Source organism: Actinacidiphila polyblastidii (genome assembly GCF_036353415.1).
In the GTDB taxonomy this organism is placed as follows: Bacteria; Actinomycetota; Actinomycetes; order Streptomycetales; family Streptomycetaceae; genus Actinacidiphila; species Actinacidiphila polyblastidii.
The window spans coordinates 244,802-266,326 of sequence record NZ_JAZEWV010000002.1 but is presented as its reverse complement, the minus strand read 5'-3'; the positions used below and the strand labels follow the sequence as shown (position 1 = coordinate 266,326).

Below are 21,525 nucleotides of genomic sequence, written 5' to 3'. Positions count from 1 at the left end.
GGCTACACCCCCAACCGTGCACGGGCGTTGGCCCACGCGTCGGTGCAGTGCCGGACGCTCTCGCCCTTGGCCTGCGCGGCGGCGAACAGCCGTGCCATGTGGGTCTCGGTGAGGCAGCCGCACCGGCCGTGCGCGGCCAGCACCGCGAGGAACGTCCGGTAGACCGTGGTGTGCACCCCGCCGGATGCCTCGGTGATGGTCTGCTCTGCCATCGTGATGCCCCGCTCCAAGTACGCGGGCGTGCGGTGCGGGCACACCCCGGCCCCGCCGGGCGCGGGCACGCACGCGGCGACCGGCAGCAATGGGACGGGGGTCTTCACGACCAGGGCCCGCACGGCATCCGGCAGGGCGGTGACGGTCCCGGTGCCGGGCCCCAGCCACCGGGAGTAGGCCATGGTCGACTTGAGGTCCACGCTGGGGCGCACCGCGTTGGCGGACGGCATGATGCCCCGGTAGAGCCAGTGCTCGCCGCGAGTCGTCGGCACGACCCGCGTGGCGGGCAGAGTCGCGCGTGCCCAGGCGATGGCTTCGGCGTTGTCGAGGTCCACTACGGTCAGGTCGGCGCCGCCGGGGTGGTAGGCAACGCGGATGGCGTGCCGCCATGCGTGCGTCCACGCCGGTGAGGTCAAGACGGCGGGGTCGGTGGTGGCGGCGGCCCAACCGTGGCAGGGGGCCGGGCAGGTGCAGGGGCCGGGGGTTTTCATGTTCGGCCGGCCACCGCACGCGTTGCGGGCGCAGGCGGGGCAGTTGCCGAACGGCAGTTTCCCGGCGCGCAGGGGCAGCACCGGGACGCCACCCGCGGCGAGCCGCAGGGCGGTGCGCTGGTGGTTGAGATGAGCCATGCTGGTGGTCTCCAGTTCCTTGACGAGGTGCTGGTGTTCTGTGGGCGGTGGCGTTCCTTGGCCGGGGGTCGCCGCCCACGGGTGCGTTCACTCCTCGGCCGGGGGACGGTCGCCGCAGGCTTGTTCGCCGCCCGTGGCGGACGAGTTGTGGCCGAGATCGCGTTCTACGCGCGATGCGGAGGGGGAGTTGCGCCTCCTCGCGATTTTTTTTCGTGCGGCTAGGCACCGATCCGGATGCGATCTGAGCCGCAGTGCTCACGTCGCTGGCACGGTGTGCATAGATGCGGGGATGGCTCTCCGCCAGCGTTTTTGCAGGCAGGCTGAAAAAGGCGCCCTGCGGCCCCAACGGCGTTGGCACCGGGTGCCGTTGGTCGCGGCGACTTGTCGATACGACAACGTGTGGGGCGTCCGCGTTGCTGCGGCGGCGCGGCCCGGTAGCATCAGCGGATACCGAACTCGGGATCGAGGATGCCGGCGATGCGCGGGCCACCCGGGGGCCCACGAACGCGGGTCTCATCCGTCCGATTACGAGAGAGGGGCCCTCGTGGCCACCGAGAAGATGGGTGCGGAGGGTCGCAAGAAGCAGAAGCGGTCGGGCGCCGCAGAGCAGGCGCGCGAGGCTGCGAGATACCTGATGACGGTCGTCAAGGTCGGTAAGGACCTGCTCGACCTGATCCAGTTCATCGACCGGCACCTGTAACCGCTGTGGCCCCCACCGGGGGTACCAGTGAGGGCCACTTCCAGCGACCGGAGACGTCTCGCCATCCAGGGCTTCCAAACCAACGGGCGGCGGGGCGTTCTCCTTTTTGTACGCGGCGACTGCGCCACGACAATTGTGTGTGATCTAGGTCACGTGGGCTGGAATGCTGCCCATGGTGCCCCATTTGGGCATGCATGGCCACCGAATCCCGCCGCCGAAAGCTGGGGCGAGGGCTGCACGTGCTGCGATCACCGCAGGCCGCAAGCACGGAATGTGACCGGAGTCACATGGCGTGGAAGGGCGTGGACCATGGAATCTCGCTCATTCGGACGGCATTCCGAACTGGCGAACACGGTTGGCGCCCCCCGTGTTGAGGCCAACGGTGTCACATCATGCCACCAACCTGTACGTCCGGCTAGACGGCCATTCCGTGGGTCGTGCTTTCCAACCTGCGCAAATGCCCTAGCAAACGACCGGCGGGCGCGGTCTGGAGGAGCGGTACCGGTCGGGCGTGGGAGCGCGCCCTTGCGTCGAATCCCTGGTCACAGGGGGCTTTTACCAGAGGACGCCGACAAAGCAAGCCTGTTGCTCCGGGTTGTGATCACGTGAACGATTCGCAGATGTGACACGGCCAACATGATCCCAACGTCGTGGAAATGACATTTTGCGACCAACGCGGCCCGCGTGGCAGGTGCGGCGAGACGGTATCGCGGTGCCCGGCACCCGGTGCCCGGCACCTGTCAACGGCCCTCGTTCATGCTGCGCGGTCGTCGCCGGTAACCGGCTGGTCGACAGTGGCGCGGTCGACCAGGACACGCAGCGCGTATGCGGCCTGCTGGGGGACGACGCCGTTGCCGAGTGCCTTGAGCTGTGCGGTGCGGGACAGGCCCGGGACGGCGGTGACGTGTCCTGCCGGGAGGCCCATGAGCCATTCCACGAGGGCGGGGCTCAGGCGTCCCAGAGGGTCAACTGCCCCGGGGGCGGGCCGTCCGATGACCGCTTCCCACCGCGCGATGGCGGGGGCGTAGCGGCCCCACTCGTGTGGTGCGCCGCTGAGGGCAGGGCCAAATCCCCCTTGCTCCCGCGCTGGTTCGGGCCGCCCTTCTCCCCGGCCGACGCACGTGGCGTCGGCAGGAGCTTGACCACCTCCGTCAACGCCAGGCCGTAGCCCTCGCCGTACGGCGTCCCGTCCGCCCGCACCGACCCGCCCTCCGCGGTCGCGCGCGGCGTCGGCAGCAGCGGCAGCACCACCTGCGACAGCGGCGGCCGGAAGCCCTGCGACGCGCGCCGCCCCGGTGTGCCGGTGTCCGTCGCCCGCGGGGTCGGCAGCAGTTCGCAGACCTCCGCGGCCAGCGACAGGCCGTGCGTTCCGGCCTCCTGCGAGGGGGTGCGGCGGGTCTGCCGGTTCTCCCTCTCCGATGCGCGCGGGGTCGGCAGCAGGGCCGCCACCGCCGGCAGCCCAGGTGCCGGGGCGGTGGGCGAGGAGGAACAGGCGCTTGCGCTGGTGAGCCGCGCCGATCGCGGACGCCGGTACAACCAGCCATTCCGCATCGAACCCGAGGTGGGCAAGGTCGGCGAGGACGTCGGCGAGTCCGAGGGAAAGGTGCCCTGCGACGTTCTCAAAGACCGCGTAGCGGGGTCGTAGTACGCCAAGGGCGGTGGCGATGTGGGGCCAGATGTGCCGGGCATCGGCGGTTCCCTTCCTCTTGCCGGCGGTGCTGAAGGGCTGGCAGGGGTATCCGGCGGTGAGCACGTCCACGGCGGGGAGGGTGCGCCAGTCCAGGGCGGTGATGTCGCCGAAGTTGGTCAGGCCGGGGTGGTGGTGGGTCAGGATGCGGGCGGCGCCGGGGTCGTTGTCCGCGACCCAGGCGAGTCGTCCGCCGATCGCGGACTGGACGGCGATGTCCAGTCCGCCGTAGCCGGTGCACACCGATCCGATGCGCAGTGCGGGAGGTGCGTGCATGGGCGTTGTTCCTCTCCCGAATGGTTACTTTGCGTGCAGGGAGGGAGGCAAAGGGATGCCCGGGGGCCCGTGTTTTCGGGGGTTTCCGCAGGTCCGAGAGGTGCGCCTACCTGACTCCCTGTGTGGGTATCTGGGCTGATCAGGTCGGGGAGGAGGGGGCAGGGAGGCGGGTAGGGAGTTCTCCCTGCCTCCCTGACCGACTCCCTTACTCTCCGTCACTCTCGGCGGTGTCCTCGGTCGCGTTGTCGCGGTGGTCGATCGCCTCGCGCACGAGGTTGGCGGACACGACCATGACGCCGCCGGACTTGTACGGCGCGGCCCCGGCGTCGGTGAGAACGGCGGTGAGGTCCTGCGCGGTCCAGTGCGCGTAGACGGCGGGGTTCAGCGTGGCCAGGCCGTGCCGGACTTCGTCGGTCCGCATCCGCTTGGCGTCACCCATCACCGTGAGGATGTCCGCGAGGTGGTCCACGGTTTCGGTCTCGCTGCTGTCGGCGGTGGTGCGGGTGTCGACGCCGGCGCGCCGGGCTTTGATCCGCTCCGCGAGTTCCTTGGCTTGGTCCTCGTCGATGTAGTGCGTCCGGACCGTGATCGAGGGCTGTCCGGGGGCGAGCTTGATGCCGTCGCCCGCGACCACGACGACGCCCTTGTCCAAGCCCTGGCGGAGCTTGTGCGGGGCGGCTCCGGCGTCGATGGCGTTGTCTCCCAGCGCCATCCTGGCCTGCGACTCCGTGCCCAGGACCAGCGAGGCGCGGATGTGGTTGCCCTCGCGGGAGCGCTTGGGCAGGTTCTCGTTCGTCGGGTCTTGCGTGCCTTCCCAGATGGTGACGTTGACCGCGCGGCCCTGGTCGTGGATCTTCTTCACGGCCTGGAAGTACCGCGAGGTGGCCTTGCTCCCGCCATACGGGCGCTTGTCGGCTCCGATCGCGCCGGAGCCGTAGGCGACCTGCGCCTCGTCCACGATGATGACCAGCGGCGGGAACGTGCTACCGGCAGGGGCGAGCAGGCGACGGTTCATCTCCTGGACCCCTGCTTCGGCCATCTCGGTCACGTCGATGACGTGGTCGTCGGTCGGTCCCTCGATCAGGACTTCCGCGATCCCGGTGAACATGCGCCAGTCGCCGATGCCCTTGAGGTCGCCGATCCAGAACCGCACCGCCACGTCGTGCGCCAGCCACAGGGCCAGCGCGCGAAGCGAAGCGGTCTTGCCCTGGTTCGACAGGCCCGTGATGAGCAGCATCCGCTGATAGAGGCTGATCAGCGCGGTGTCCCCGCGCAGGTCAACACCCCACGGAGCGCGGCCCTTGATGTAGTCCGCGGTGATGTCGGGGTCCATGACCAGCGGGGACGGGCCGATCGGCTCATCCAGTGCCCCACTGTCGGCGATCCACGCGCGGACCGTGCGGGCGGCCGGCGCGATCGACAGGTGCACCTCGTGCTCATGGCGGCCGAGGTTCTCCGCGAGCTTCCGCCGCCGGTTCAGGACTTCCTCCGTGGACGATCCGGAGGGAAGCGTGATGTCCACCTCGACACCGCATCCGGCGAGCACGATCGGGGAGAGCATGCCCGCGCCGTTGTCCTCCATCGACTTGATGGCGTTCCGCAGAGGGGCGATGCCCAGGTCCCGCAGCGCCTTGACCACGATCGAGGGGGTGACCGGCTCCCCGTCGCCCCGCTCACGTGCGGGAAGCGCCCACTGCGGTGCCGCGCCGCGCAGGCGGCCGACGTTCCACAGGCCGAGGAAAGCGGCCCAGGGGGCGAGGAAGAGTGCAGGGCCCCACACGATCGTCACGATCGCCACGGCCCAGCGGATCGCGTCGATCGTGACCATGATCGGTGCGAGTACCAGGCCCGGGTCCTTCTCCGCGGTAGCGAGCAGCATGCCCAAGCCGAGGAGGCCGCCTGCGGTGGTGGCGGTGCCGACGACGAGGGCTTTGGCGGCGCGGCCGGGCATGGTCAGCAGGTCCATGCGCCGCTGGTGGCGCGCGGCCCGGAACTGTCGTCCGCGCTCCTCCCATTCCTTGGCTTCCTCGCTGTTGCCGGCGGCTTCCGCGATCCGCATCATCCGCTCATAGCGCGCGGCGGATCGGCCGTCCCAGGTCCGCTTGGCGAGCACGCCCGCGCCGCCGGCCACGTAGGAGCCGTGTCGGGCGACCAGGCGGGCACCGGTCTTGGTTCGCTCATGGGTGATGACGTGCCGCGTCACACCCACGGCACGCCGCACCCGCGCCCCACGCTCCGGCCGGACAGCGGTCTCGCCGGTCGCCGGGGCGGGGGTGCCGCCCGGGATGACGACGCCTTCGAGCACCTCGCGTGGCTGGTCGCCGCTGTCGTGGGCGGTGTCGGTTTTGGTCAGGTCGGGTATGGGTCGCGCCCTGCGCGCGTCCAGGTCGATGATCTCGGTCATGCTGGGGTCTCCTGCTTCCTGCAATGGGGAGTGGGGTGGCCCGGACCGGCCGGTTGTCTTGGCGGATTGGCGGTCGGTCCGGGGCGAAGCTACGTGCGGTTCGCGGCCCGGTCGGCGCGCTTGCGGGCGCCGACCAAGACGCGGTCCAACTTGGCCTGCAAGTCGGCGAGGTCGACGTCCTCACCGGCGACGCCGCGCTTGGCCATCCGGGCGACCAGCCACGCCACCCGGGCGGCTTCCCTGCCGGTCAGGGGCGGGTCGTCGCGGTGGGTGCGGATCACCGCGCACCACCGTTCTGCGGTGTCTGGTAGCCGTTGACGCGGTAGCTGGGCAGCACGTCCGGCGCCGTTCCCTTGCCGGTGACGGTGACGTCGGTGTCGGTGAACAGGTAGTAGCCGGTCAGCCGTTCCACGCCGGTCAGGTCGGCGAGCAGTTTCATGCCGTACCGGTGGTCGGCCACCACGGCGCTGCGGCCGATCAGATGGCGCGGCGGGTAGCCGAAGCCAAGGTGATCGACGGATTTCACGGTCACGCGCGTTCCGATGGGCAGCACGAAGGCACTCCGTGGGGTGTGAGGTCAGAGGTTGCGCAGTTCCTCGGTGGTGTACAGCACCGGGCCGATCAGCGGGCCGATCCGGTGCACGGTCCACCGCCCGCCGGTCAACGGGCCGGGCGGCACGGCGTCGACAATCCGGCCGGTGCGGCCGGCGGCGCGCGGATCGTCCGCGCACGCCACGATCAGCACGCGGTCGCCCGCGGCGAACGGCACGTCAGCGCTTCCGGATGTCGCGGTAGATGCCGTAGACGACCAGCACCACCACCGCGATGCACGCACACGCGATGGCGAGTGCCACCGCTGCGAACGCGACCGTGATCATGAGCATCGAGCCGCCCGCACAGATCGCCAGCCACTTCCCCGCCGTCCCCGCGCCCGAGGGCTGCACGGTCACCGGTGCCGGCGGGATCGGCTGCTGCTGCGCCTGGATCATGGCTTGGGCTTGCAGCGCGGCGAGGATCAGGGCGAACTGATCGCCCTGCTTCGCCGCTTCGACCGCTTCGGCCGACGCCTTGCCGATGTCGGTCATGACGAGGTGCCTCCGCTCTGCTGCTCGCCTATGGCGGTGACGCGCTTCCACGCGGCCCGCAGGCGGACCTCCGCGGCGGTGTGGCCGGCGGCGCGGAAGCGGGCGGCGCACTCGCGGTAGGACGGCGGGGGCGTACTCGCGGCCAGCAGTGCGGCCACGATCCCGTCAAGGTCCGCGTCGGTCAGGGCGGGCGCTTCCAGCGCGGCAACCGGCTCGACCGGGCCCCACACCGGCAGCTCCCACCGCGGGTGTGACTGCGGCGTGACCGGGGTCGTCACACTGGCCAAAGCCGCCGCGGTGTCCTCCCCGCTGCGCGCCTTGTCCAGCACACCCCACGCCTCCGACAAGGCGGCGGCGGTAGCGGCCTGCACGCGTGCGACACGCGCACCGGCCTGCGTCACGGCCAGCAGCCGCGTCTCCTCCGTCGTCGCGTCCGCCCGCAGCCGGGCCCGCGCCACCGCAGCGGTATCGCGGGCGTCCTGCTGAATGGTGCGGATCGCTTCCAACGCGGTCGTGGTGAGGGCGGTGCGCTCCCACAGGCCGTGCACCAGCCACAGCGCCTTCGCCGCGATCGGCAGCCACGCCACCGCCAGCCACGCACCCGCCGAACCCTCGGCGAGCAGCGCGTGCGCCACCAGGACACCGGTCGCCACGGCGCCGAAGCACCAACCCACCAGCGTGACGGGGCGGGAGTGGTCGCCCTGCGCGGCAAGACGCCGCTCATAGGCCAGGGTGGCAAGCCAACCGCCGTCCAGCCCCAGACCGACGACCAGCGCGACCGGCCACGGCATCGCCGCGCCCAGCCACATCACCACCACCGCCAGCGTCAGCACCATCGACACCAGCGTCATGGCCACGGCCGGCGCCACAGTCAACGCACGGCGCAGGTTCCTGCGGGTGCGGGTCATCGCCGCTCACCCCCGCCAAGGGCCTGGTAGTGGGCGTAGGTGGTGGGCGGCTTCTTCGCGAGCTGCTCGCGCAGGTACGCGATGTACCAGTCGTTCCCGAGGCTGCCGGCGAAGGAGTCGTCCAACACGCCGCGCAGGAACACGACGAGGTCCACCACCCGGTCTTCCAGCAGCCGGGCGTAAACCTCGCCGTCGCCGACCGTGGCCGGGTAGGGGATCTCGACTGCTTCTCGCACCGCTTCCAGCAGTGCGCGCGTCTCAGGGCTCATGCCTGCCACCACCGCTTCTTCTGCTGCGGCTGCCGGGCGTTTGCCTCCTGGCGCTCGGCGTCCGCCTCGTGGCGGGCCGCGCGATCGAAGTGCTGGTCACGGCTGACGGCGTGAGCGGCGGCGGCCTGCGGGTCGTAACCGCGCCGCCCCTCCCGACCGATGGCCCACACAGCGTTGTCGTCGCGGACGCCCTCGTCGTACTCCTCGGCAGCGGCCTGACGGGACTGCCGTGCCGACGCGGCGGCCTGCTCACGCAGGTACGCAGCCTCCGGCGACTCCATGTCGCGGAACTTCCGGCTCATGCCGCCACCTGCTTCCCCCGCGGCCGGCGGCGCGCCGGAACCATGGGGCGGGCCGGGGCGAGCGTCAGCAGCTCCGGCATCGTGAGGCCGATCGTCTCCACGGCCAGCGCGGTCGTGCGGTCGAACAGGGACGGGTCATCCGCGAGGATGTCGCGCGCCGCAGCCTGACGCGCCGCGCGCTCCTCCTCGCTCTCACCCTCCACACCCAGCCACAACTCCAGCGGGGTACCAAGAGCCAGCTCAACGAACTCCGTGGCGGTGACAGCCACGTGACCAGCGACGATACTTCTCATGGGTCGTGCACTCTCCTCGAAAGATCGCGGAAACGGCCCGAACAAGACCGCCCCGGAGTTCCAGCTCCGGGGCGGCCCTCTTGCTACGGCTGTCGGTTCGAGCAGCCACGGACCCGGACCGCGACGCCAACGGCGTGCGGTACAGGCCCGTGCGGGCTCGACACGCACTCGCGGTGCCGGCGGCTATCCCGCCTCGATCGGCACCGCGCAACGACGCGCAGGGCAGTACCGCGACGGCTGGTCAAAACCGGCGGCGCCCGATGGTCTTAAGCGACTCATCAGCGGATCTCCTCTCACTGGCACGGACATGCGTGAAGCACTGCAAGGGGGACCGCAGTCCCCACACGCCGGCCGTTGCTCGCGGTCGCCGGGCCACCTCGCCAGTACGGGCCGAAACCCTGTTTCACCTGGCCTTTAGCGGGATTGCAGCGTCCCCGCCCTCCGCAACTGGCAGCCCAAAGAAGGGCCCGCCGTTGTAACTATTGTCCGTACAATGTCTACAACGAGGATGTTGGCAGGACGGGCCCATGACGTCAAGGGCAATGCCCGCATTGACTGGACAATGCCTACAACCTGCGGCTTTGATTGAGGGGTGACCGTGAACCGACTCGGGCGAAACCCGATGTATCAGCAGATTGCGGACGTCATCCGCGGTCAGATCGATACGGGACAGCTGGCTTCCGGCGCGAAGTTGCCGACAGAGGCCGAGCTACGAGACCAGTACGGCGTCTCGCGAGAGACCGTGCGCAAGGCGCTGGGCCTTCTCGTCAACGAGGGTCTTGTCGTCTCAGCCCGTCCGCAGGGGCACTTCGTGCGCCAGCGTCAGCCGATGGTCTTCCGGCCACAGGCGGAGTTCCGGAAGCGGCCGTACACGCCGGAGATGGACGCCTTCGTGACGGAATACAGCGCGGAAGGCCGTGAGCCGCGCCAGGAGATCGAAGTGGCCATCGTTGAGCCGCCGGCCGATGTGGCCAAGCGGCTACGGCTGAAGGCGGGCGACCTGGTCGCAGTACGCAGGCGCATCCGGTACCTAGACGGGGAGCCGTTCAACACGAACGACAGCTACTTCCCGCTGTCCATCGTCCGCGACTCCGAGATCATGCGACCGGAGAACATAACGCGTGGGGCGAACGAGGTGCTGTCGGACCTCGGGTTCCGCCAGGTGCGGGCGCTGGACGAGTTGTACGTCCGGATGCCGGTCCCGGACGAGGTGCACCGGCTGGACTTGGGGCCCGGAAGCCCAGTCGCTATCCACATGACGACGGGGTTCACCACCGACGGCAAGCCCGTGCGCGTGGCGGTCACAACTCTGCCGGGGGACCGGCACGTAGTGTCGTACGAACGGCGCTGGGAAGCTCCGGACGAGGAAGCATGACCGACCTGCACATCCGGCCCGCCCGACTCGATGAACTCGCAACCGTCGAGAGCCTGCTCATAGAGGTGAGCGAATGGCTCGCCTCTCGGGGCATCGACCAGTGGCAGTTTCCCCCGCACCGCGACCGGATCACGACCGCACTCCGCCGCGGCGAAGTCTTCCTGGCTGAGGTCGACGGCCGCCCCGTCGCCACATTGCAGGTCGACGACCACGCCGACCCGGAGTTCTGGACACCGGAGGACGAACCGGGAGACGCCCTCTATGTGCATCGCATGGCTGTCACCCGCAAGTTCTCCGGGGCTGGCATAGGAGGCACACTCCTGGATTGGGCATCAGCGCGTGCCGTCGAGGAAGGTAAGGCGTGGCTGCGGCTCGACGCATGGAAAAACAACCCTGGCCTGCATCAATATTACCAGGATCAGGGATTCAGGATGATCCGTTTGATTGACCTACCGCATAGGGGATCAGGCGCCCTATTCCAGCGGCCATCGTCCCTATTTCGCGAATAACCGCGCAATGCCGGACTAGCCGTGCGACTGCCGGCTTCGCTTACTGGCAACGGCCAAGACGCCAACCAGAGCAGAGACCGAACTACTCGGATTGGGTGGATCGTGCCTCTGCCGAATTTCAGCACACCTCTCGGCGCGAACCTTAGCCTTAGAGTATTCGGCGTAGGGGAAAGATTCGGGTAGATTCTTATCGGTGAATCCGAATTTCTTTAGCTTTTCGGAAAGTGACTGAGACGTAATCCATCCCGCATGTTCCTGGAAATGCCATAGTAGCCACACTTCGAAGCATGGGCTACTGACGGCTATCTCTAACCCATTGCGCTTGGCGTGGTGACATGCTGGTTCGAGTGTTGCGTGTTGATCGACGTCGACAACGCACCATACCGCATCGTACGGGTCACCCTCTTTTTCCTCCACGTCGCGCAGCTTCAAAGCCGCATTGACCACGCGGAGGGGATCGCGTCCCAGCCCAACGGATTCTAGACGAATTATCTGAACCGCTTGCGCATTCAGATGCAACGAGAGTCCCTCGAAGTATTGAGGTTCCGTCTTCTCCCCCTCAGCCACAACCAATATTTTTGTGGCTTCCCGCCTTCCCCCATGAGACTTCTTGATCTTCTGCGACCCTCTGATCTGCCGTCGACTCACTCATGAACTCCAGCCACCAAGGAAGCCCGTAGATCTTCCCAGGAGACAGCCGGAACGGCACCGTAGCGCCCACTAAGGTAGCGTCGTTCCAGGTTGTGGTCTGCCTTCACAGGGAAGTCAGTCAGAGGATAGTACTCAGATGCTCCGTCCGCAGCCTTCTCAGCGAACCACACATCCTCCTTCTCCAGGGCGCCCCCGGCCAGATGCCCCATGAGCGATGTGTCGTGGGAGGCAAAGATCAGTTGTGCGCCTAGGACATTTATTTCTGGGTCCTTGAAGAGGGAAATGAATGCGGCCGTCAGCCGCGGATGGAGACTCGCATCGATCTCGTCTACGACGAATGTCAACCCGTTTTCGATTGCCCGCATCGCCGGAAGCGCTAGCGAGAGCCATGCGACAGTTCCACTACTTTCATTCTCAATTTCAAGCACGAAACCGTCATTCCGGCCGTCCCCTTTGTGCCAAAACTTGATCCGGCGACGCTGATCATCCGCGACTTCTTCCACTAGTTCGTCAGCAGTTTTTCCCGATGCGGCTGACTGCTGCGGCAAATTCTCGGTCAACATCTTTGTGATGCTTGCGATAATTCGCAGCTTCTCCTCGTCCATAGGTACATCTTCCACGGACAGACGGGAGATTCCGAGATCGGCGAACTTAAGGAGACTTTCGGCTCGCCGCCTGATCTTATCGGTTTCCATCCAACGCTTGATAAATCGGATGCGATTTTGTTGCTGCGATTCCGAATAGGCAGCATATTCAATATGCCGGTCGAGATAGTAGTGTACCCGCCGAAGCTCTTTGTGACCAGATTCCGCCGCGATCGAGAGATATAGGTTCATCGCTCCCATCCGGCGGGCAATTCTAACGTTCTCACCCTTCAGGTTCCGACCGAAGGTGATGCTCTCAAAAGACGGACCAGTCCTCTCAAAGAGAACACGCCTGCGCCCCTCCGGGAAGGAGTGGAGCCACTCCCCCTGGATACCCGTGGAATTACTTTCAAACCCGTAGATATACCGAGTGCCACCCATGATGAAGTCGAACTCATATGCCGAAGTTTCAGAAGGCGAGTGGCCATCAAGAACAAACGGACGATAGGGGAATTTCGTCCTATCGCCCCATTCCGCAGAAGAATTAATAGCTTTCTGCGCAAAACTTGCCGCGTTGAGGAGATTTGTCTTACCTGACGCGTTTGACCCAAAAATCCCAACTACCCGATTAGTCACAGATTTCCAGTTACCGTCCGAAGGTTTCGCTCCCTCGAACGTCGACTTGGCCAACACGAGTTCGACGGTGTCCCGGATCGATCGGTGGTTGGTGACGCGGAAGCGAAGCAGCATGATCACACCGCCCAAGGTGTAGTTTCATCGGCTGTGTGGATGATTTTCAACAGATAGACTACTCAAACTGTACCCCTACGCGCAGGGGGTTCAAGCGACCGACAGGCTGTGTTCGCAATAGGCACACATGCTCGCGCCTGCGGCTGCTCTCGATGCCCACCGCCTCCGCGCCCTACCACCGGCCGCGTCCACGCAGGAGTTAGATGGGGTGCCACTTAAAGCCCGTCGATATCTGGCGGACGCTCGGACGCGTTCCTGGTCGCCACCGCGCTTGATGCTCTCGCAGGAGTCAGCAGGCCGCAGTACAGGAGAGCGTCCCCGATCGACAACCAAGGCCGTAGGGGGCCGACTCGGCCTAGTCGGGCGTACGCATGCCGAGGCTCCGTCTCAGTTCCCGTCTCGTTCACCGACGGTCCCCACCGTTCGCGAGGGACCGCCAATCGTGGTCCACTCCAGGTGAGACTTCCACGAACCGCCTCGAACGGCCGTTCACAGACCTCGAAAGCGTGTGAGGGGGCAACTCCTCCGTGGGTTCAAATCCCACCGCTACCGCTCTGAGCAGCACGAACGCCCCGCCCGCGCACCTGAGCAGGCGGGGCGTTCGCGTGCCCGGACCGGTTTCCGTCCGGGTTTCCGGCCCGGTCCCCGTGACGTCCCCGCCCTCCCTCGCGCCCCCGCCCCCGGCCCCGTACCGGTCACCGTCGCGGGGGGCGACGGCACGTCGCCGCTCGGTGGCGGCGGCAGCGTGGAAGTGTCCCGATGACTCCGACGGAGTCGATATGTCCGATGTGGCCGCCCCTGCCGAGCCTCCGGGAGGGGCGGGCCCGAGACAAGGGGAACCACCATGCACCTCGCCCCCCGCTCCCGCAGACGGCGGCTGCCCGCCGCGCTGGCGGCCACCGCGCTGGCCGCGGCGGCGGCGCTCGGCGTTCCGGCCGGGGCGGTCGCCGCGCCGGCCGGGCACGGGCCCGCGCGGACCGCGTCGCCGATCAGGCACATCGTCGTCCTGTTCGACGAGAACATCTCCTTCGACCACTACTTCGGCACCTACCCGAAAGCCGCGAACACCGACGGCACCCGGTTCACCGCCGGGCCCGGCACGCCGGCCCCGGTCAACCTGCTCAGCCACGGCGGCCGGCTGCTCACGCACAACCCGAACCAGTACCAGCCGCACCGGCTCTCCCCGAGCCAGGCGCTGACATGCGACCAGAACCACAGCTACACGCCGGAGCAGAAGGCGTACCACGACGGCGCGATGGACCGGTTCGTCCAGAACACCGGCAACGACCGCTGCTCGGGGCAGTACGGGAGCCCCGGGCTCACCATGGACTACTTCGACGGCAACACCGTCACGGCGCTGTGGAACTACGCGCAGAACTACGCGCTGAGCGACAACAGCTTCGACGACGTCTTCGGCCCGTCCACGCCGGGCGCTCTCGACCTGGTCTCGGGCAACACCCACGGCGGCGTCACCGTGGACTCCACCACCGGCAGGCAGCTGCCGCCCGACGCGTCGAACACGGTGGGCAGCCCCGACCCGGTCACCGGCGTCGGCACCGTCCACGCCGACTCCGACCCGGCCTACGACGACTGCTCGGACGGCAACCACACCGCGACCGACCACCTCACCGCGATGAAGGGCCGCACCATCGGCGACCTGCTCGACGCCAGGGGCGTCAGCTGGGGCTGGTTCCAGGGCGGCTTCGCGCCGACCTCGCGCGGCGCCGGCGGCGCGGCGGTGTGCGGGGCCACGCACGCCAACATCGGCGGCGCCGCCTCCGTCGACTACTCGCCGCACCACGAGCCGTTCCAGTACTACCGGTCCACCGCCAACCCGCACCACCTGCCGCCGACCTCGACCGCGATGATCGGCCACCAGGACCGGGCCAACCACCAGTACGACCTCGCGGACTTCGACCGGGCGCTGGCCGCGGGCGCCCTGCCCGCGGTGTCGTACCTGAAGGCCGCGTCGTACCAGGACGGCCACGCGGGCTACTCCGACCCGCTGGACGAGCAGGACTTCCTGACCACGCACATCAACGCGATCGAGAAGTCCGCGCAGTGGCCGAGCACCGCGATCGTGGTCGCCTACGACGACTCCGACGGCTGGTACGACCAGGTGATGGCGCCGATCGGCAACGGCTCGACGGACGCCGGCGCGGACACCGCGATGTGCCGGCGCGGCCCCGCGGCGGCGGGCGGCTACCTGGACCGCTGCGGGCCGGGGCCGCGGCTGCCGCTGCTGGTGATCTCGCCCTACGCGCGGGCCGGCCGGGTGGACCACACCAGGACCGGCCAGTCGTCGGTGCTGCGGTTCATCGAGGACAACTGGGGGACCGGCCGGATCGGCGACGCCTCCTTCGACGCGGACGCCGGCTCGCTCGCGGGCATGTTCGACTTCGCCAGGCCGCAGCAGCGCGCGGTGCTGCTCGCCGCGGACGGGTCGGTCGCGGCGACCGTGCCGGTGCGGGTGCCGCCGGGGCGGATGACCGTGCCCGGCACGGCGGCCCCGACCGGCAGGGCGCCGGCGGACGCCGCGGCGCCGATGGAGGGGGCGGCGGAGGGAGCGGTGGACGCGGCGGCCGACGCGGCGAAGAACGGGAGCGCGCAGGGCTCCGCGCTGCCCGACCGGCGGCCCGCCGTCCGGTCCTCCGCGGGCGACGGCCCCGCGCTGAGCGCCGCACGGCTCGCGGCGGTCTCGGTGCCCGGTGCGCTGCTGGTCGCGGGGGCCGGCGCATGGGTGCTGCGGCGCACCGGACGGCTCGGTCGTTTTAACCGATGATGATCCTGATCGGTCGTCTGATTACGCTGTTCGGTGGATAGACTCCATCGATTGCACACTTGTGACCGATGGTGCGCAGGCGCGGCTGGGGAGGGCAAGGGAGCATGGCACAGGCCAAGAAGGTCACCATGTACGTCCTGGTGATCTTCGTGCTGTACACGATCATCGACCAGCCGGCCCGCGCCGCCGACCTCGTCCAGGTCGGCTTCGAGGGCATCTCCAACGCGGCCAAGAGCATCGGCAAGTTCATGCACGACCTGGCCAACTGACCGGTTCCGCGGACCGGCAGGGCCGTACGACGCCGAGGAGGCGGAACATCCCGTGATCAGGCATCTGGTGCTGTTCAAGCTCAACGAGGGCGTCTCCCGGGACGAACCCCGGGTGGCGGCCGGAGCGCGGGGCTTCGCCGAACTCGGCGCGCTGGTGCCCGAGGTCGCCTCCTGGGAGTGCGGCTGGAACGTCACCGACCGGCCGATCGCCTACGACTACGCGATCAACTCCTCGGTCGCCGACACCGCCGCGCTGGGCCGCTACCTGGAGCATCCCGCGCACCGGGCGGCGGTCGCGCCGTGGGCGGAGTTCGCCACCTGGGTGATCGCCGACTACGAGTTCTGACGGTTCCTCCCGGCCTCCCGCCGCTTTCCGGCGCACTCCGAAGCCCCTGGCGCAGCTCCCGCGCCGGGGGCTCCGCCGTGCCCGCGACGGCGCGGCCGCGGGCGGCCGACCCCGGCCGCGGGCGCGCGCGGCCCGCGAGGCGTACCCCTGTTCGTACAACACGGCAATATGCGGTGCTTGCACAAAGCACACATGAATTGTGATGCTATGACCGCTTTTGCGACCGCTGTTCGCGGACCTGAGGACCGATCAAGGGGTGTGGTGTGCCGGTGTCGGCCCGTACGGCGTCAACGTCCACGACAACGTCCACGACAACGCCTACGACACCACCGCCGCCATCGGCGTCGCCGGCATCCGTGCCGGCGCCCGTGCCGACGCCCGCGGCCGCGCCGGCGCCCACGACTGCCGTGCCCACGACACCGCCGTCCATGACACCGGCGGGCGCGCCCGCCGCGCCGGCGGCCCCCGCGGGGCCCTACCCGCGGGGCAGGACCAGGCCGCCCAGCACCAACGCGGCCGACGCCCGCGCACTGACCCAGGTGCTGTTCGAGCAGATCTCCGGACTGGAGGCGGGCACACCCGAGCACACCCGGGTGCGCGCCGCGCTGATCGAGGTCAACCTGCCGCTGGTGCGGTACGCGGCGGCCCGCTTCCGCAGCCGCAACGAGCCGATGGAGGACGTGGTCCAGGTCGGCACCATCGGCCTGATCAACGCGATCGACCGGTTCGACCCGGAGCGCGGGGTGCAGTTCCCGACCTTCGCGATGCCGACCGTGGTCGGCGAGATCAAGCGCTACTTCCGGGACAACGTGCGGACCGTCCACGTGCCCCGGCGGCTGCACGAGCTGTGGGTCCAGGTCAGCGGCGCCATCGAGGACCTGACGGTGCTGCACGGCCGCTCCCCGACCACCGTGGAGATCGCCGAGCGGCTGAAGCTCTCCGAGGACGAGGTGCTCGCCTGCCTGGAGGCCGGCCGCGCCTACCACGCGACCTCGCTGGAGGCCGCCCAGGAGGGCGACGGCGCCCCGGGCCTGCTGGACCGGCTCGGCTACGAGGACCCGGCGCTCAGCGGCGTCGAACACCGCGACCTGGTCCGCCATCTGCTGGTCCAACTCCCCGAGCGGGAGCGGCGCATCCTGCTGCTGCGCTACTTCGGCAACCTGACGCAGTCACAGATCAGCGCGGAACTCGGCGTCTCCCAGATGCACGTGTCACGGCTGCTGTCCCGCAGCTTCGCCCGGCTCAGGTCCGCAAACCAGCTCGAAGCGTAACCCCATGGGATGAGGCCGCCTGCACTGATATGTCGACATGACGCTACAGCGTGTTGCCGACATGTGACATTCTGCGGATACCGCGTTTGTCGCGGGCGGCCCTCCGGTATTCCAGAGGAGGAACAACCGTCGCTCGCGACACCCGTCCGCGACCTCAAGGGGGTGGCATGTCCGTACAGGTGGGCAGTCCCAAGGTGCTACGTGCTGACATCAGCGCACCGAACGTTGCTCCGCACGGCATTCACAGCGAGGCCATCGACACCCGCACGCTGTCCCGTTCGCTCTTCCTGCGGCTGGCCGAACTGCCGGTGGAGAGCCCGGAGCGCACCTACGTCCGTGACACGCTGATCGAGCTGAACCTGCCCCTGGTGCGGTATGCCGCCGCCCGCTTCCGCAGCCGCAACGAGCCGATGGAGGACATCGTCCAGGTCGGCACCATCGGCCTGATCAAGGCGATCGACCGGTTCGACTGCGAGCGCGGCGTGGAGTTCCCGACCTTCGCGATGCCGACCATCGTCGGCGAGGTGAAGCGGTTCTTCCGCGACACGTCCTGGTCGGTGCGGGTCCCCCGCCGCCTCCAGGAGCTGCGGCTGGCGCTGACCAAGGCGAGCGACGAGCTGTCCCAGCGGCTCGACCGCTCCCCGACCGTCGCCGAACTCGCCGTCTGCCTCGGCGTCTCCGAGGACGACGTGGTCGACGGCCTCGCGGTGGGCAACGCGTACACCGCCAGCTCGCTCGACTCCCCGCCGCCCGAGGACGACGGCGGCGAGGGCACCCTCGCGGACCGCCTCGGCTACGAGGACACCGCCCTGGAGGGCGTGGAGTACCGCGAGTCGCTCAAGCCGCTGCTGGCCCAACTGCCGCCGCGCGAGCGCCAGATCATCATGCTCAGGTTCTTCGCGAACATGACGCAGTCGCAGATCGGCGAAGAGGTGGGCATCTCGCAGATGCACGTCTCCCGACTGCTGACCCGCACGCTGGCACAGCTGCGCGAGGGGCTCACGGCAGAGGTGTGAGGACGGGACGGAGTGGTCGGCCGCCGACGCCTCACTTGAGCGCGAGGGCGACCACTCCGACGATCACCAGCAGGACGACGACCGCACCGACGACCACCCCGGCGCGGATGCGGCTCTGCGCCTGCTGCACCTGCGCGGCCGGCGGCTGCTCGTCGACGAAGGCGCGGAACATCTGCGTGCTGCCCGCCGGGTCGTAGTTGTTGTCGGGCTGAGGCGTGTGGTTCGACATGCCGCCTGACCTTAGCGTGTCGGCGGAATACCCGGCACCCCCCAGCCGTTGCCGCCACACATGGCACGCATCGGCAACTCCGAACTCACCGTTCATCCGCTGTCACTCGGTGGCAACGTCTTCGGCTGGACCGCGGACGAGGCCCAGTCCTTCGCCGTCCTGGACGCCTACGCGGCGGCCGGCGGGGACTTCGTGGACACCGCGGACGTCTACTCCGCCTGGCTCGACGGCAACTCCGGCGGGGAGTCCGAGACGATCATCGGACGATGGCTGGCCCGGCGCGGCCGCCGCGACGACATCGTGGTCGCCACGAAGGTCGGCGGGCACCCCGACTTCACGGGGCTGAAGGCCGACACGATCAAGGGCGCCGCCGAAGCCTCGCTGCGCCGCCTGGGCACCGACCACATCGACCTCTACTACGCGCACTTCGACGACCCCGACACCCCGGTCGAGGAGACCGTCACCGCGCTGGACGCGCTGGTGAAGGAGGGCAAGGTGCGGGCGCTGGGCGCGTCCAACTTCTCGCCCGAGCGGCTCGCCGCGTCGCTGGACTTCGCCGAGCGCGAGGGCCTGGCCCGCTACGAGATCCTGCAGCCGCACTACAACCTGGTCGAGCGCGAGCAGTACGAGGGACCGCTCGCCGACCTGGTGGCCGCGCGCGGCCTGTCCGCCGCCCCCTACTTCGCGCTGGCGGCCGGCTTCCTCACCGGCAAGTACCGGCCGGGCGGCGCGAGCGTCGGCAGCGCCCGTGAGGGCAAGGCGGCGGCGTACCTCGCGCAGGAGCGCGGGCCGCGCGTGCTCGCCGCCCTGGACGAGGTCGCCGCGGCGCACCAGGCCGAGGTGGCGAGCGTCGCCCTGGCGTGGCTGCGCGCGCAGCCGACCGTGGTCGCCCCGATCGCCAGCGCCCGCACCCCGGAGCAGCTCCCGGCGCTGCTGGCGTCGGCGGCCCTCACCCTCACCGACGCGGAGGTCGCGGCGCTGAGCGCCGCCGCCGCGTAGCACGCCCCCACGGCGCCGCGCTCCCCGTCACGGGGGGCGCGGCGCCGTCGTGTGGGAAAGGTCTCAGCGGACGCACAGCAGGTGCACTATGCAACCATATGGGGCTACGGTTGCTCCAGGCAACCAAAAGGAAGGTGCGCGAGGCTCGTGGCGTCGACATCCACCCAGAGCGGGACGGCCGCAGCGGCGGCGCAGGCGGAAGGAGCAGGCGTGGCGGACGCGGCGGGCGGCGACCAGCCGCCGATGTCCCACCGCCAGATCATGGAGGCGCTGTCCGGCCTGCTGATCGGCCTGTTCGTGGCGATCCTGTCCTCGACGATCGTCTCCAACGCCCTGCCCCGCATCCTCGCCGACATCGGCGGCGGCCAGAGCGCGTACACCTGGGTCGTCACCGCCTCGCTGCTCGCGGTCACCGCGACCACCCCGATCTGGGGCAAGCTCTCCGACCTGTTCAGCAAGAAGCTGCTGATCCAGCTGGCGATCGTGATCTACGTGCTGGGCTCGGTGGTGGCCGGCTTCTCCACCAGCCCCGGGATGCTGATCGGCTGCCGCCTGATCCAGGGCGTCGGCGCGGGCGGCCTGTCGGCGCTCACCCAGGTGATCATGGCCGCGATGATCTCGCCGCGGCAGCGCGGCCGCTACAGCGGCTACCTCGGCGCCACCTTCGCGGTGGCGACCGTGGGCGGCCCGCTGATCGGCGGCGTCATCGTGGACTCCGCGCTCGGCTGGCGCTGGTGCTTCTACGTCGGCGTGCCGTTCGCCGTCCTCGCGCTGGTCGTGCTGCAGAAGACGCTGCACCTGCCGGTGGTCAAGCGCACCGTGAAGATCGACTGGACCGGCGCCTTCTTCATCACCGCGGCCGTCTCACTGCTGATGGTCTGGGTCTCGCTCGGCGGCCAGAGCTACCCGTGGCTGTCCTGGCAGAGCTGTGTGATGGTGCCGGCCGCCGTGCTGCTCGGCCTGGTCTTCCTGCTCGTCGAGTCGCGCGCCGCGCAGCCGATCGTGCCGCTGCGGCTGTTCCGCAACGCCACGATCACCCTGACCTCGCTCGCCAGCCTCTTCGTCGGCGTCGCGATGTTCGCCGGCACGGTCTTCCTGAGCCAGTACTTCCAGCTCGCCCGCGGCAAGACCCCGACGATGTCCGGGCTGATGACGATCCCGCTGATCGCCGGCCTGTTCGTGTCGTCGATGGCCAGCGGCCGGATCATCACCCGCACCGGGCGGTGGAAGGGCTTCCTGGTGGCCGGCGGCCTGCTGGTGACCGCGGGCTGCGCGACGCTCGGCCTGATCCGCGCCGACACCCCGTACCCGCAGGTGGCCGTCTACATGGCGCTGCTGGGCCTCGGCGTCGGCATGATGATGCAGAACCTGGTGCTGGCGGTGCAGAACCAGGTCACCACGGCCGACCTCGGCGCGGCCAGCTCGCTGGTCACCTTCTTCCGCTCGCTCGGCGGCGCGATCGGCGTCACGGCGCTCGGCGCGGTGCTCGGCAACCGCGTCACCCACTTCGTCTCCGACGGCCTGGCCGCGCTGCACGCCGAGGCGGGCACCGGGGACGGCGGCGGCATCCCGGACGTGGCCACGCTGCCCGCCCCGGTGCGCGGCGTGGTCGAGGGCGCCTACGGGCACGCGGTCGGCGACGTGTTCCTCTACACCGCGCCGCTGGCCCTGGTCTCCTTCCTGCTCGTGCTCTTCGTGAAGGAAGTTGCCTTGCGCAACCGAAGCGGTTTGCAGCAGGCTGCGGCGGGTACAGCCCGTTCGGCGGACGCGGAGAGCGACCGCCCGGCGGACGTGAACGAAAGGTAGGCTCCCGGCCGCCCTGCCTGTTCCCGCAGCGGAGAGGTCCAGGCAGGCGGTACGGGAAACGGGTCCTGGCGGCAGCCGAGGCAGGGGACGGCCGAGGCCGGTCCGCCGGGACCCGAAACAGTGGCGGCCGCCGCGACCAGGGACGGACACGGCGGTCCGCCACCCAGCACGC

At 69.2% G+C, this 21,525-nt stretch carries 25 protein-coding genes and 1 pseudogene; 10 read left to right on the top strand and 16 right to left on the bottom strand.

The genetic code is table 11. From position 1 onward, the window contains the following. Nucleotides 1-2: 2 nt before the first annotated feature. The gene (locus V2S66_RS04475; RefSeq protein WP_330793098.1) at nt 3-842 is read right to left on the bottom strand and encodes a bifunctional DNA primase/polymerase; all 840 of its coding nucleotides are present in this window, start codon (nt 840-842) and stop codon (nt 3-5) included. 544 nt (nt 843-1,386) lie between these two features. Here V2S66_RS04475 and V2S66_RS04470 point away from each other — a divergent pair. Beyond that, on the top strand, nt 1,387-1,542 hold the full coding sequence (locus tag V2S66_RS04470; protein WP_330793097.1) for a hypothetical protein: 156 nt from the start codon (nt 1,387-1,389) through the stop codon (nt 1,540-1,542). 754 nt (nt 1,543-2,296) lie between these two features. Here the strand turns inward: V2S66_RS04470 and V2S66_RS04465 are convergent. The 12 genes and pseudogenes from V2S66_RS04465 to V2S66_RS04410 all read right to left on the bottom strand — a co-directional run bounded on the left by V2S66_RS04465 (nt 2,297) and on the right by V2S66_RS04410 (nt 8,766). Continuing rightward, complete coding sequence (locus V2S66_RS04465) at nt 2,297-2,467, bottom strand: hypothetical protein (RefSeq protein WP_330793248.1); 171 nt, start codon at nt 2,465-2,467, stop codon at nt 2,297-2,299. A gap of 23 nt (nt 2,468-2,490) precedes the next feature. Then, nucleotides 2,491-2,991, bottom strand: a complete 501-nt coding sequence (locus V2S66_RS04460; protein ID WP_330793247.1) for a hypothetical protein — start codon at nt 2,989-2,991, stop codon at nt 2,491-2,493. A gap of 76 nt (nt 2,992-3,067) precedes the next feature. Next, a pseudogene (locus V2S66_RS04455) lies at nt 3,068-3,505 on the bottom strand (DNA cytosine methyltransferase); the annotation flags it as partial. Nucleotides 3,506-3,710: 205 nt separating this feature from the next. Next, on the bottom strand, nt 3,711-5,909 hold the full coding sequence (locus V2S66_RS04450; protein WP_330793096.1) for an ATP-binding protein: 2,199 nt from the start codon (nt 5,907-5,909) through the stop codon (nt 3,711-3,713). Nucleotides 5,910-5,998: 89 nt separating this feature from the next. Next, nucleotides 5,999-6,190, bottom strand: a complete 192-nt coding sequence (locus tag V2S66_RS04445) for a DUF6257 family protein (protein ID WP_330793095.1) — start codon at nt 6,188-6,190, stop codon at nt 5,999-6,001. Beyond that, nucleotides 6,187-6,441: a hypothetical protein gene (locus V2S66_RS04440; protein WP_330793094.1), complete on the bottom strand. Its 255-nt coding sequence runs from the start codon at nt 6,439-6,441 to the stop codon at nt 6,187-6,189. The genes V2S66_RS04445 and V2S66_RS04440 overlap by 4 nt, the downstream gene beginning before the upstream one ends. A gap of 45 nt (nt 6,442-6,486) precedes the next feature. After that, entirely contained in the window at nt 6,487-6,678 is a 192-nt protein-coding gene (locus V2S66_RS04435; protein ID WP_330793093.1) for a hypothetical protein, read from the bottom strand. 1 nt (nt 6,679) lies between these two features. Next, entirely contained in the window at nt 6,680-6,994 is a 315-nt protein-coding gene (locus tag V2S66_RS04430; RefSeq protein WP_330793092.1) for a hypothetical protein, read from the bottom strand. Then, nucleotides 6,991-7,902 carry a protein spdB gene (locus V2S66_RS04425; RefSeq protein ID WP_330793091.1) on the bottom strand — a complete coding sequence of 304 codons (912 nt, stop codon included), beginning with the start codon at nt 7,900-7,902 and terminating at the stop codon, nt 6,991-6,993. The genes V2S66_RS04430 and V2S66_RS04425 overlap by 4 nt, the downstream gene beginning before the upstream one ends. After that, on the bottom strand, nt 7,899-8,171 hold the full coding sequence (locus V2S66_RS04420; protein WP_330793090.1) for a hypothetical protein: 273 nt from the start codon (nt 8,169-8,171) through the stop codon (nt 7,899-7,901). The genes V2S66_RS04425 and V2S66_RS04420 overlap by 4 nt, the downstream gene beginning before the upstream one ends. Then, nucleotides 8,168-8,473 (bottom strand): hypothetical protein, encoded by a 306-nt coding sequence (locus tag V2S66_RS04415; RefSeq protein ID WP_330793089.1) that lies wholly within the window; start codon nt 8,471-8,473, stop codon nt 8,168-8,170. Before V2S66_RS04415 ends, V2S66_RS04420 begins: the two co-directional genes overlap by 4 nt. Further along, the gene (locus V2S66_RS04410; RefSeq protein ID WP_330793088.1) at nt 8,470-8,766 is read right to left on the bottom strand and encodes a hypothetical protein; all 297 of its coding nucleotides are present in this window, start codon (nt 8,764-8,766) and stop codon (nt 8,470-8,472) included. The genes V2S66_RS04415 and V2S66_RS04410 overlap by 4 nt, the downstream gene beginning before the upstream one ends. Nucleotides 8,767-9,358: 592 nt before the next feature. Between V2S66_RS04410 and V2S66_RS04405 the strand changes: the two genes are divergently transcribed. Both V2S66_RS04405 and V2S66_RS04400 read left to right on the top strand, forming a co-directional pair. After that, nucleotides 9,359-10,141, top strand: coding sequence for a GntR family transcriptional regulator (locus V2S66_RS04405; protein ID WP_330793087.1), 783 nt, complete (start codon nt 9,359-9,361; stop codon nt 10,139-10,141). Then, entirely contained in the window at nt 10,138-10,650 is a 513-nt protein-coding gene (locus tag V2S66_RS04400) for a GNAT family N-acetyltransferase (protein WP_330793086.1), read from the top strand. Before V2S66_RS04405 ends, V2S66_RS04400 begins: the two co-directional genes overlap by 4 nt. 15 nt (nt 10,651-10,665) lie before the next feature. Here the strand turns inward: V2S66_RS04400 and V2S66_RS34470 are convergent, their stop codons facing one another. After that, complete coding sequence (locus V2S66_RS34470) at nt 10,666-11,217, bottom strand: RloB family protein (protein WP_413966282.1); 552 nt, start codon at nt 11,215-11,217, stop codon at nt 10,666-10,668. 77 nt (nt 11,218-11,294) lie between these two features. Then, nucleotides 11,295-12,635, bottom strand: coding sequence for an AAA family ATPase (locus tag V2S66_RS04395; protein WP_330793237.1), 1,341 nt, complete (start codon nt 12,633-12,635; stop codon nt 11,295-11,297). A gap of 844 nt (nt 12,636-13,479) precedes the next feature. Between V2S66_RS04395 and V2S66_RS04390 the strand changes: the two genes are divergently transcribed. From V2S66_RS04390 to V2S66_RS04370, 5 genes are all read left to right on the top strand, one after another. Next, on the top strand, nt 13,480-15,417 hold the full coding sequence (locus tag V2S66_RS04390; RefSeq protein ID WP_330793085.1) for a phospholipase C: 1,938 nt from the start codon (nt 13,480-13,482) through the stop codon (nt 15,415-15,417). Between the two features lie 104 nt (nt 15,418-15,521). Beyond that, on the top strand, nt 15,522-15,686 hold the full coding sequence (locus V2S66_RS04385) for a hypothetical protein (protein ID WP_330793084.1): 165 nt from the start codon (nt 15,522-15,524) through the stop codon (nt 15,684-15,686). Nucleotides 15,687-15,738: 52 nt separating this feature from the next. Beyond that, on the top strand, nt 15,739-16,032 hold the full coding sequence (locus V2S66_RS04380; RefSeq protein ID WP_330793083.1) for a Dabb family protein: 294 nt from the start codon (nt 15,739-15,741) through the stop codon (nt 16,030-16,032). 263 nt (nt 16,033-16,295) lie between these two features. Next, nucleotides 16,296-17,303, top strand: a complete 1,008-nt coding sequence (locus V2S66_RS04375) for an RNA polymerase sigma factor SigF (protein ID WP_413966281.1) — start codon at nt 16,296-16,298, stop codon at nt 17,301-17,303. A 167-nt stretch (nt 17,304-17,470) separates the two neighbouring features. Next, nucleotides 17,471-18,319: an RNA polymerase sigma factor SigF gene (locus tag V2S66_RS04370; protein ID WP_330793081.1), complete on the top strand. Its 849-nt coding sequence runs from the start codon at nt 17,471-17,473 to the stop codon at nt 18,317-18,319. Between the two features lie 31 nt (nt 18,320-18,350). Here the strand turns inward: V2S66_RS04370 and V2S66_RS04365 are convergent, their stop codons facing one another. Then, nucleotides 18,351-18,548: a hypothetical protein gene (locus V2S66_RS04365; protein WP_330793080.1), complete on the bottom strand. Its 198-nt coding sequence runs from the start codon at nt 18,546-18,548 to the stop codon at nt 18,351-18,353. A gap of 60 nt (nt 18,549-18,608) precedes the next feature. On the opposite strand from V2S66_RS04365, the gene V2S66_RS04360 reads away from it, so the two are divergent. Beyond that, nucleotides 18,609-19,547, top strand: a complete 939-nt coding sequence (locus V2S66_RS04360) for an aldo/keto reductase (RefSeq protein ID WP_330793079.1) — start codon at nt 18,609-18,611, stop codon at nt 19,545-19,547. Nucleotides 19,548-19,790: 243 nt separating this feature from the next. Next, nucleotides 19,791-21,353 carry an MDR family MFS transporter gene (locus V2S66_RS04355; RefSeq protein ID WP_330793236.1) on the top strand — a complete coding sequence of 521 codons (1,563 nt, stop codon included), beginning with the start codon at nt 19,791-19,793 and terminating at the stop codon, nt 21,351-21,353. Nucleotides 21,354-21,525 lie beyond the last annotated feature (172 nt).

Excerpts from the sequence above, each read along its gene's own strand:
- V2S66_RS04475 (WP_330793098.1), bottom strand. The coding sequence starts at position 842 with ATGGCTCATCTCAACCACCAGCGCACCGCCCTGCGGCTCGCCGCGGGT.
- V2S66_RS04465 (WP_330793248.1), bottom strand. The coding sequence starts at position 2,467 with ATGGGCCTCCCGGCAGGACACGTCACCGCCGTCCCGGGCCTGTCCCGC.
- V2S66_RS04450 (WP_330793096.1), bottom strand. The coding sequence starts at position 5,909 with ATGACCGAGATCATCGACCTGGACGCGCGCAGGGCGCGACCCATACCC.
- V2S66_RS04430 (WP_330793092.1), bottom strand. The coding sequence starts at position 6,994 with ATGACCGACATCGGCAAGGCGTCGGCCGAAGCGGTCGAAGCGGCGAAG.
- V2S66_RS04425 (WP_330793091.1), bottom strand. The coding sequence starts at position 7,902 with ATGACCCGCACCCGCAGGAACCTGCGCCGTGCGTTGACTGTGGCGCCG.
- V2S66_RS04420 (WP_330793090.1), bottom strand. The coding sequence starts at position 8,171 with ATGAGCCCTGAGACGCGCGCACTGCTGGAAGCGGTGCGAGAAGCAGTC.
- V2S66_RS04415 (WP_330793089.1), bottom strand. The coding sequence starts at position 8,473 with ATGAGCCGGAAGTTCCGCGACATGGAGTCGCCGGAGGCTGCGTACCTG.
- V2S66_RS04410 (WP_330793088.1), bottom strand. The coding sequence starts at position 8,766 with ATGAGAAGTATCGTCGCTGGTCACGTGGCTGTCACCGCCACGGAGTTC.
- V2S66_RS04400 (WP_330793086.1), top strand. The coding sequence starts at position 10,138 with ATGACCGACCTGCACATCCGGCCCGCCCGACTCGATGAACTCGCAACC.
- V2S66_RS04395 (WP_330793237.1), bottom strand. The coding sequence starts at position 12,635 with ATGCTGCTTCGCTTCCGCGTCACCAACCACCGATCGATCCGGGACACC.
- V2S66_RS04390 (WP_330793085.1), top strand. The coding sequence starts at position 13,480 with ATGCACCTCGCCCCCCGCTCCCGCAGACGGCGGCTGCCCGCCGCGCTG.
- V2S66_RS04385 (WP_330793084.1), top strand. The coding sequence starts at position 15,522 with ATGGCACAGGCCAAGAAGGTCACCATGTACGTCCTGGTGATCTTCGTG.
- V2S66_RS04370 (WP_330793081.1), top strand. The coding sequence starts at position 17,471 with ATGTCCGTACAGGTGGGCAGTCCCAAGGTGCTACGTGCTGACATCAGC.
- V2S66_RS04365 (WP_330793080.1), bottom strand. The coding sequence starts at position 18,548 with ATGTCGAACCACACGCCTCAGCCCGACAACAACTACGACCCGGCGGGC.
- V2S66_RS04360 (WP_330793079.1), top strand. The coding sequence starts at position 18,609 with ATGGCACGCATCGGCAACTCCGAACTCACCGTTCATCCGCTGTCACTC.
- V2S66_RS04355 (WP_330793236.1), top strand. The coding sequence starts at position 19,791 with ATGTCCCACCGCCAGATCATGGAGGCGCTGTCCGGCCTGCTGATCGGC.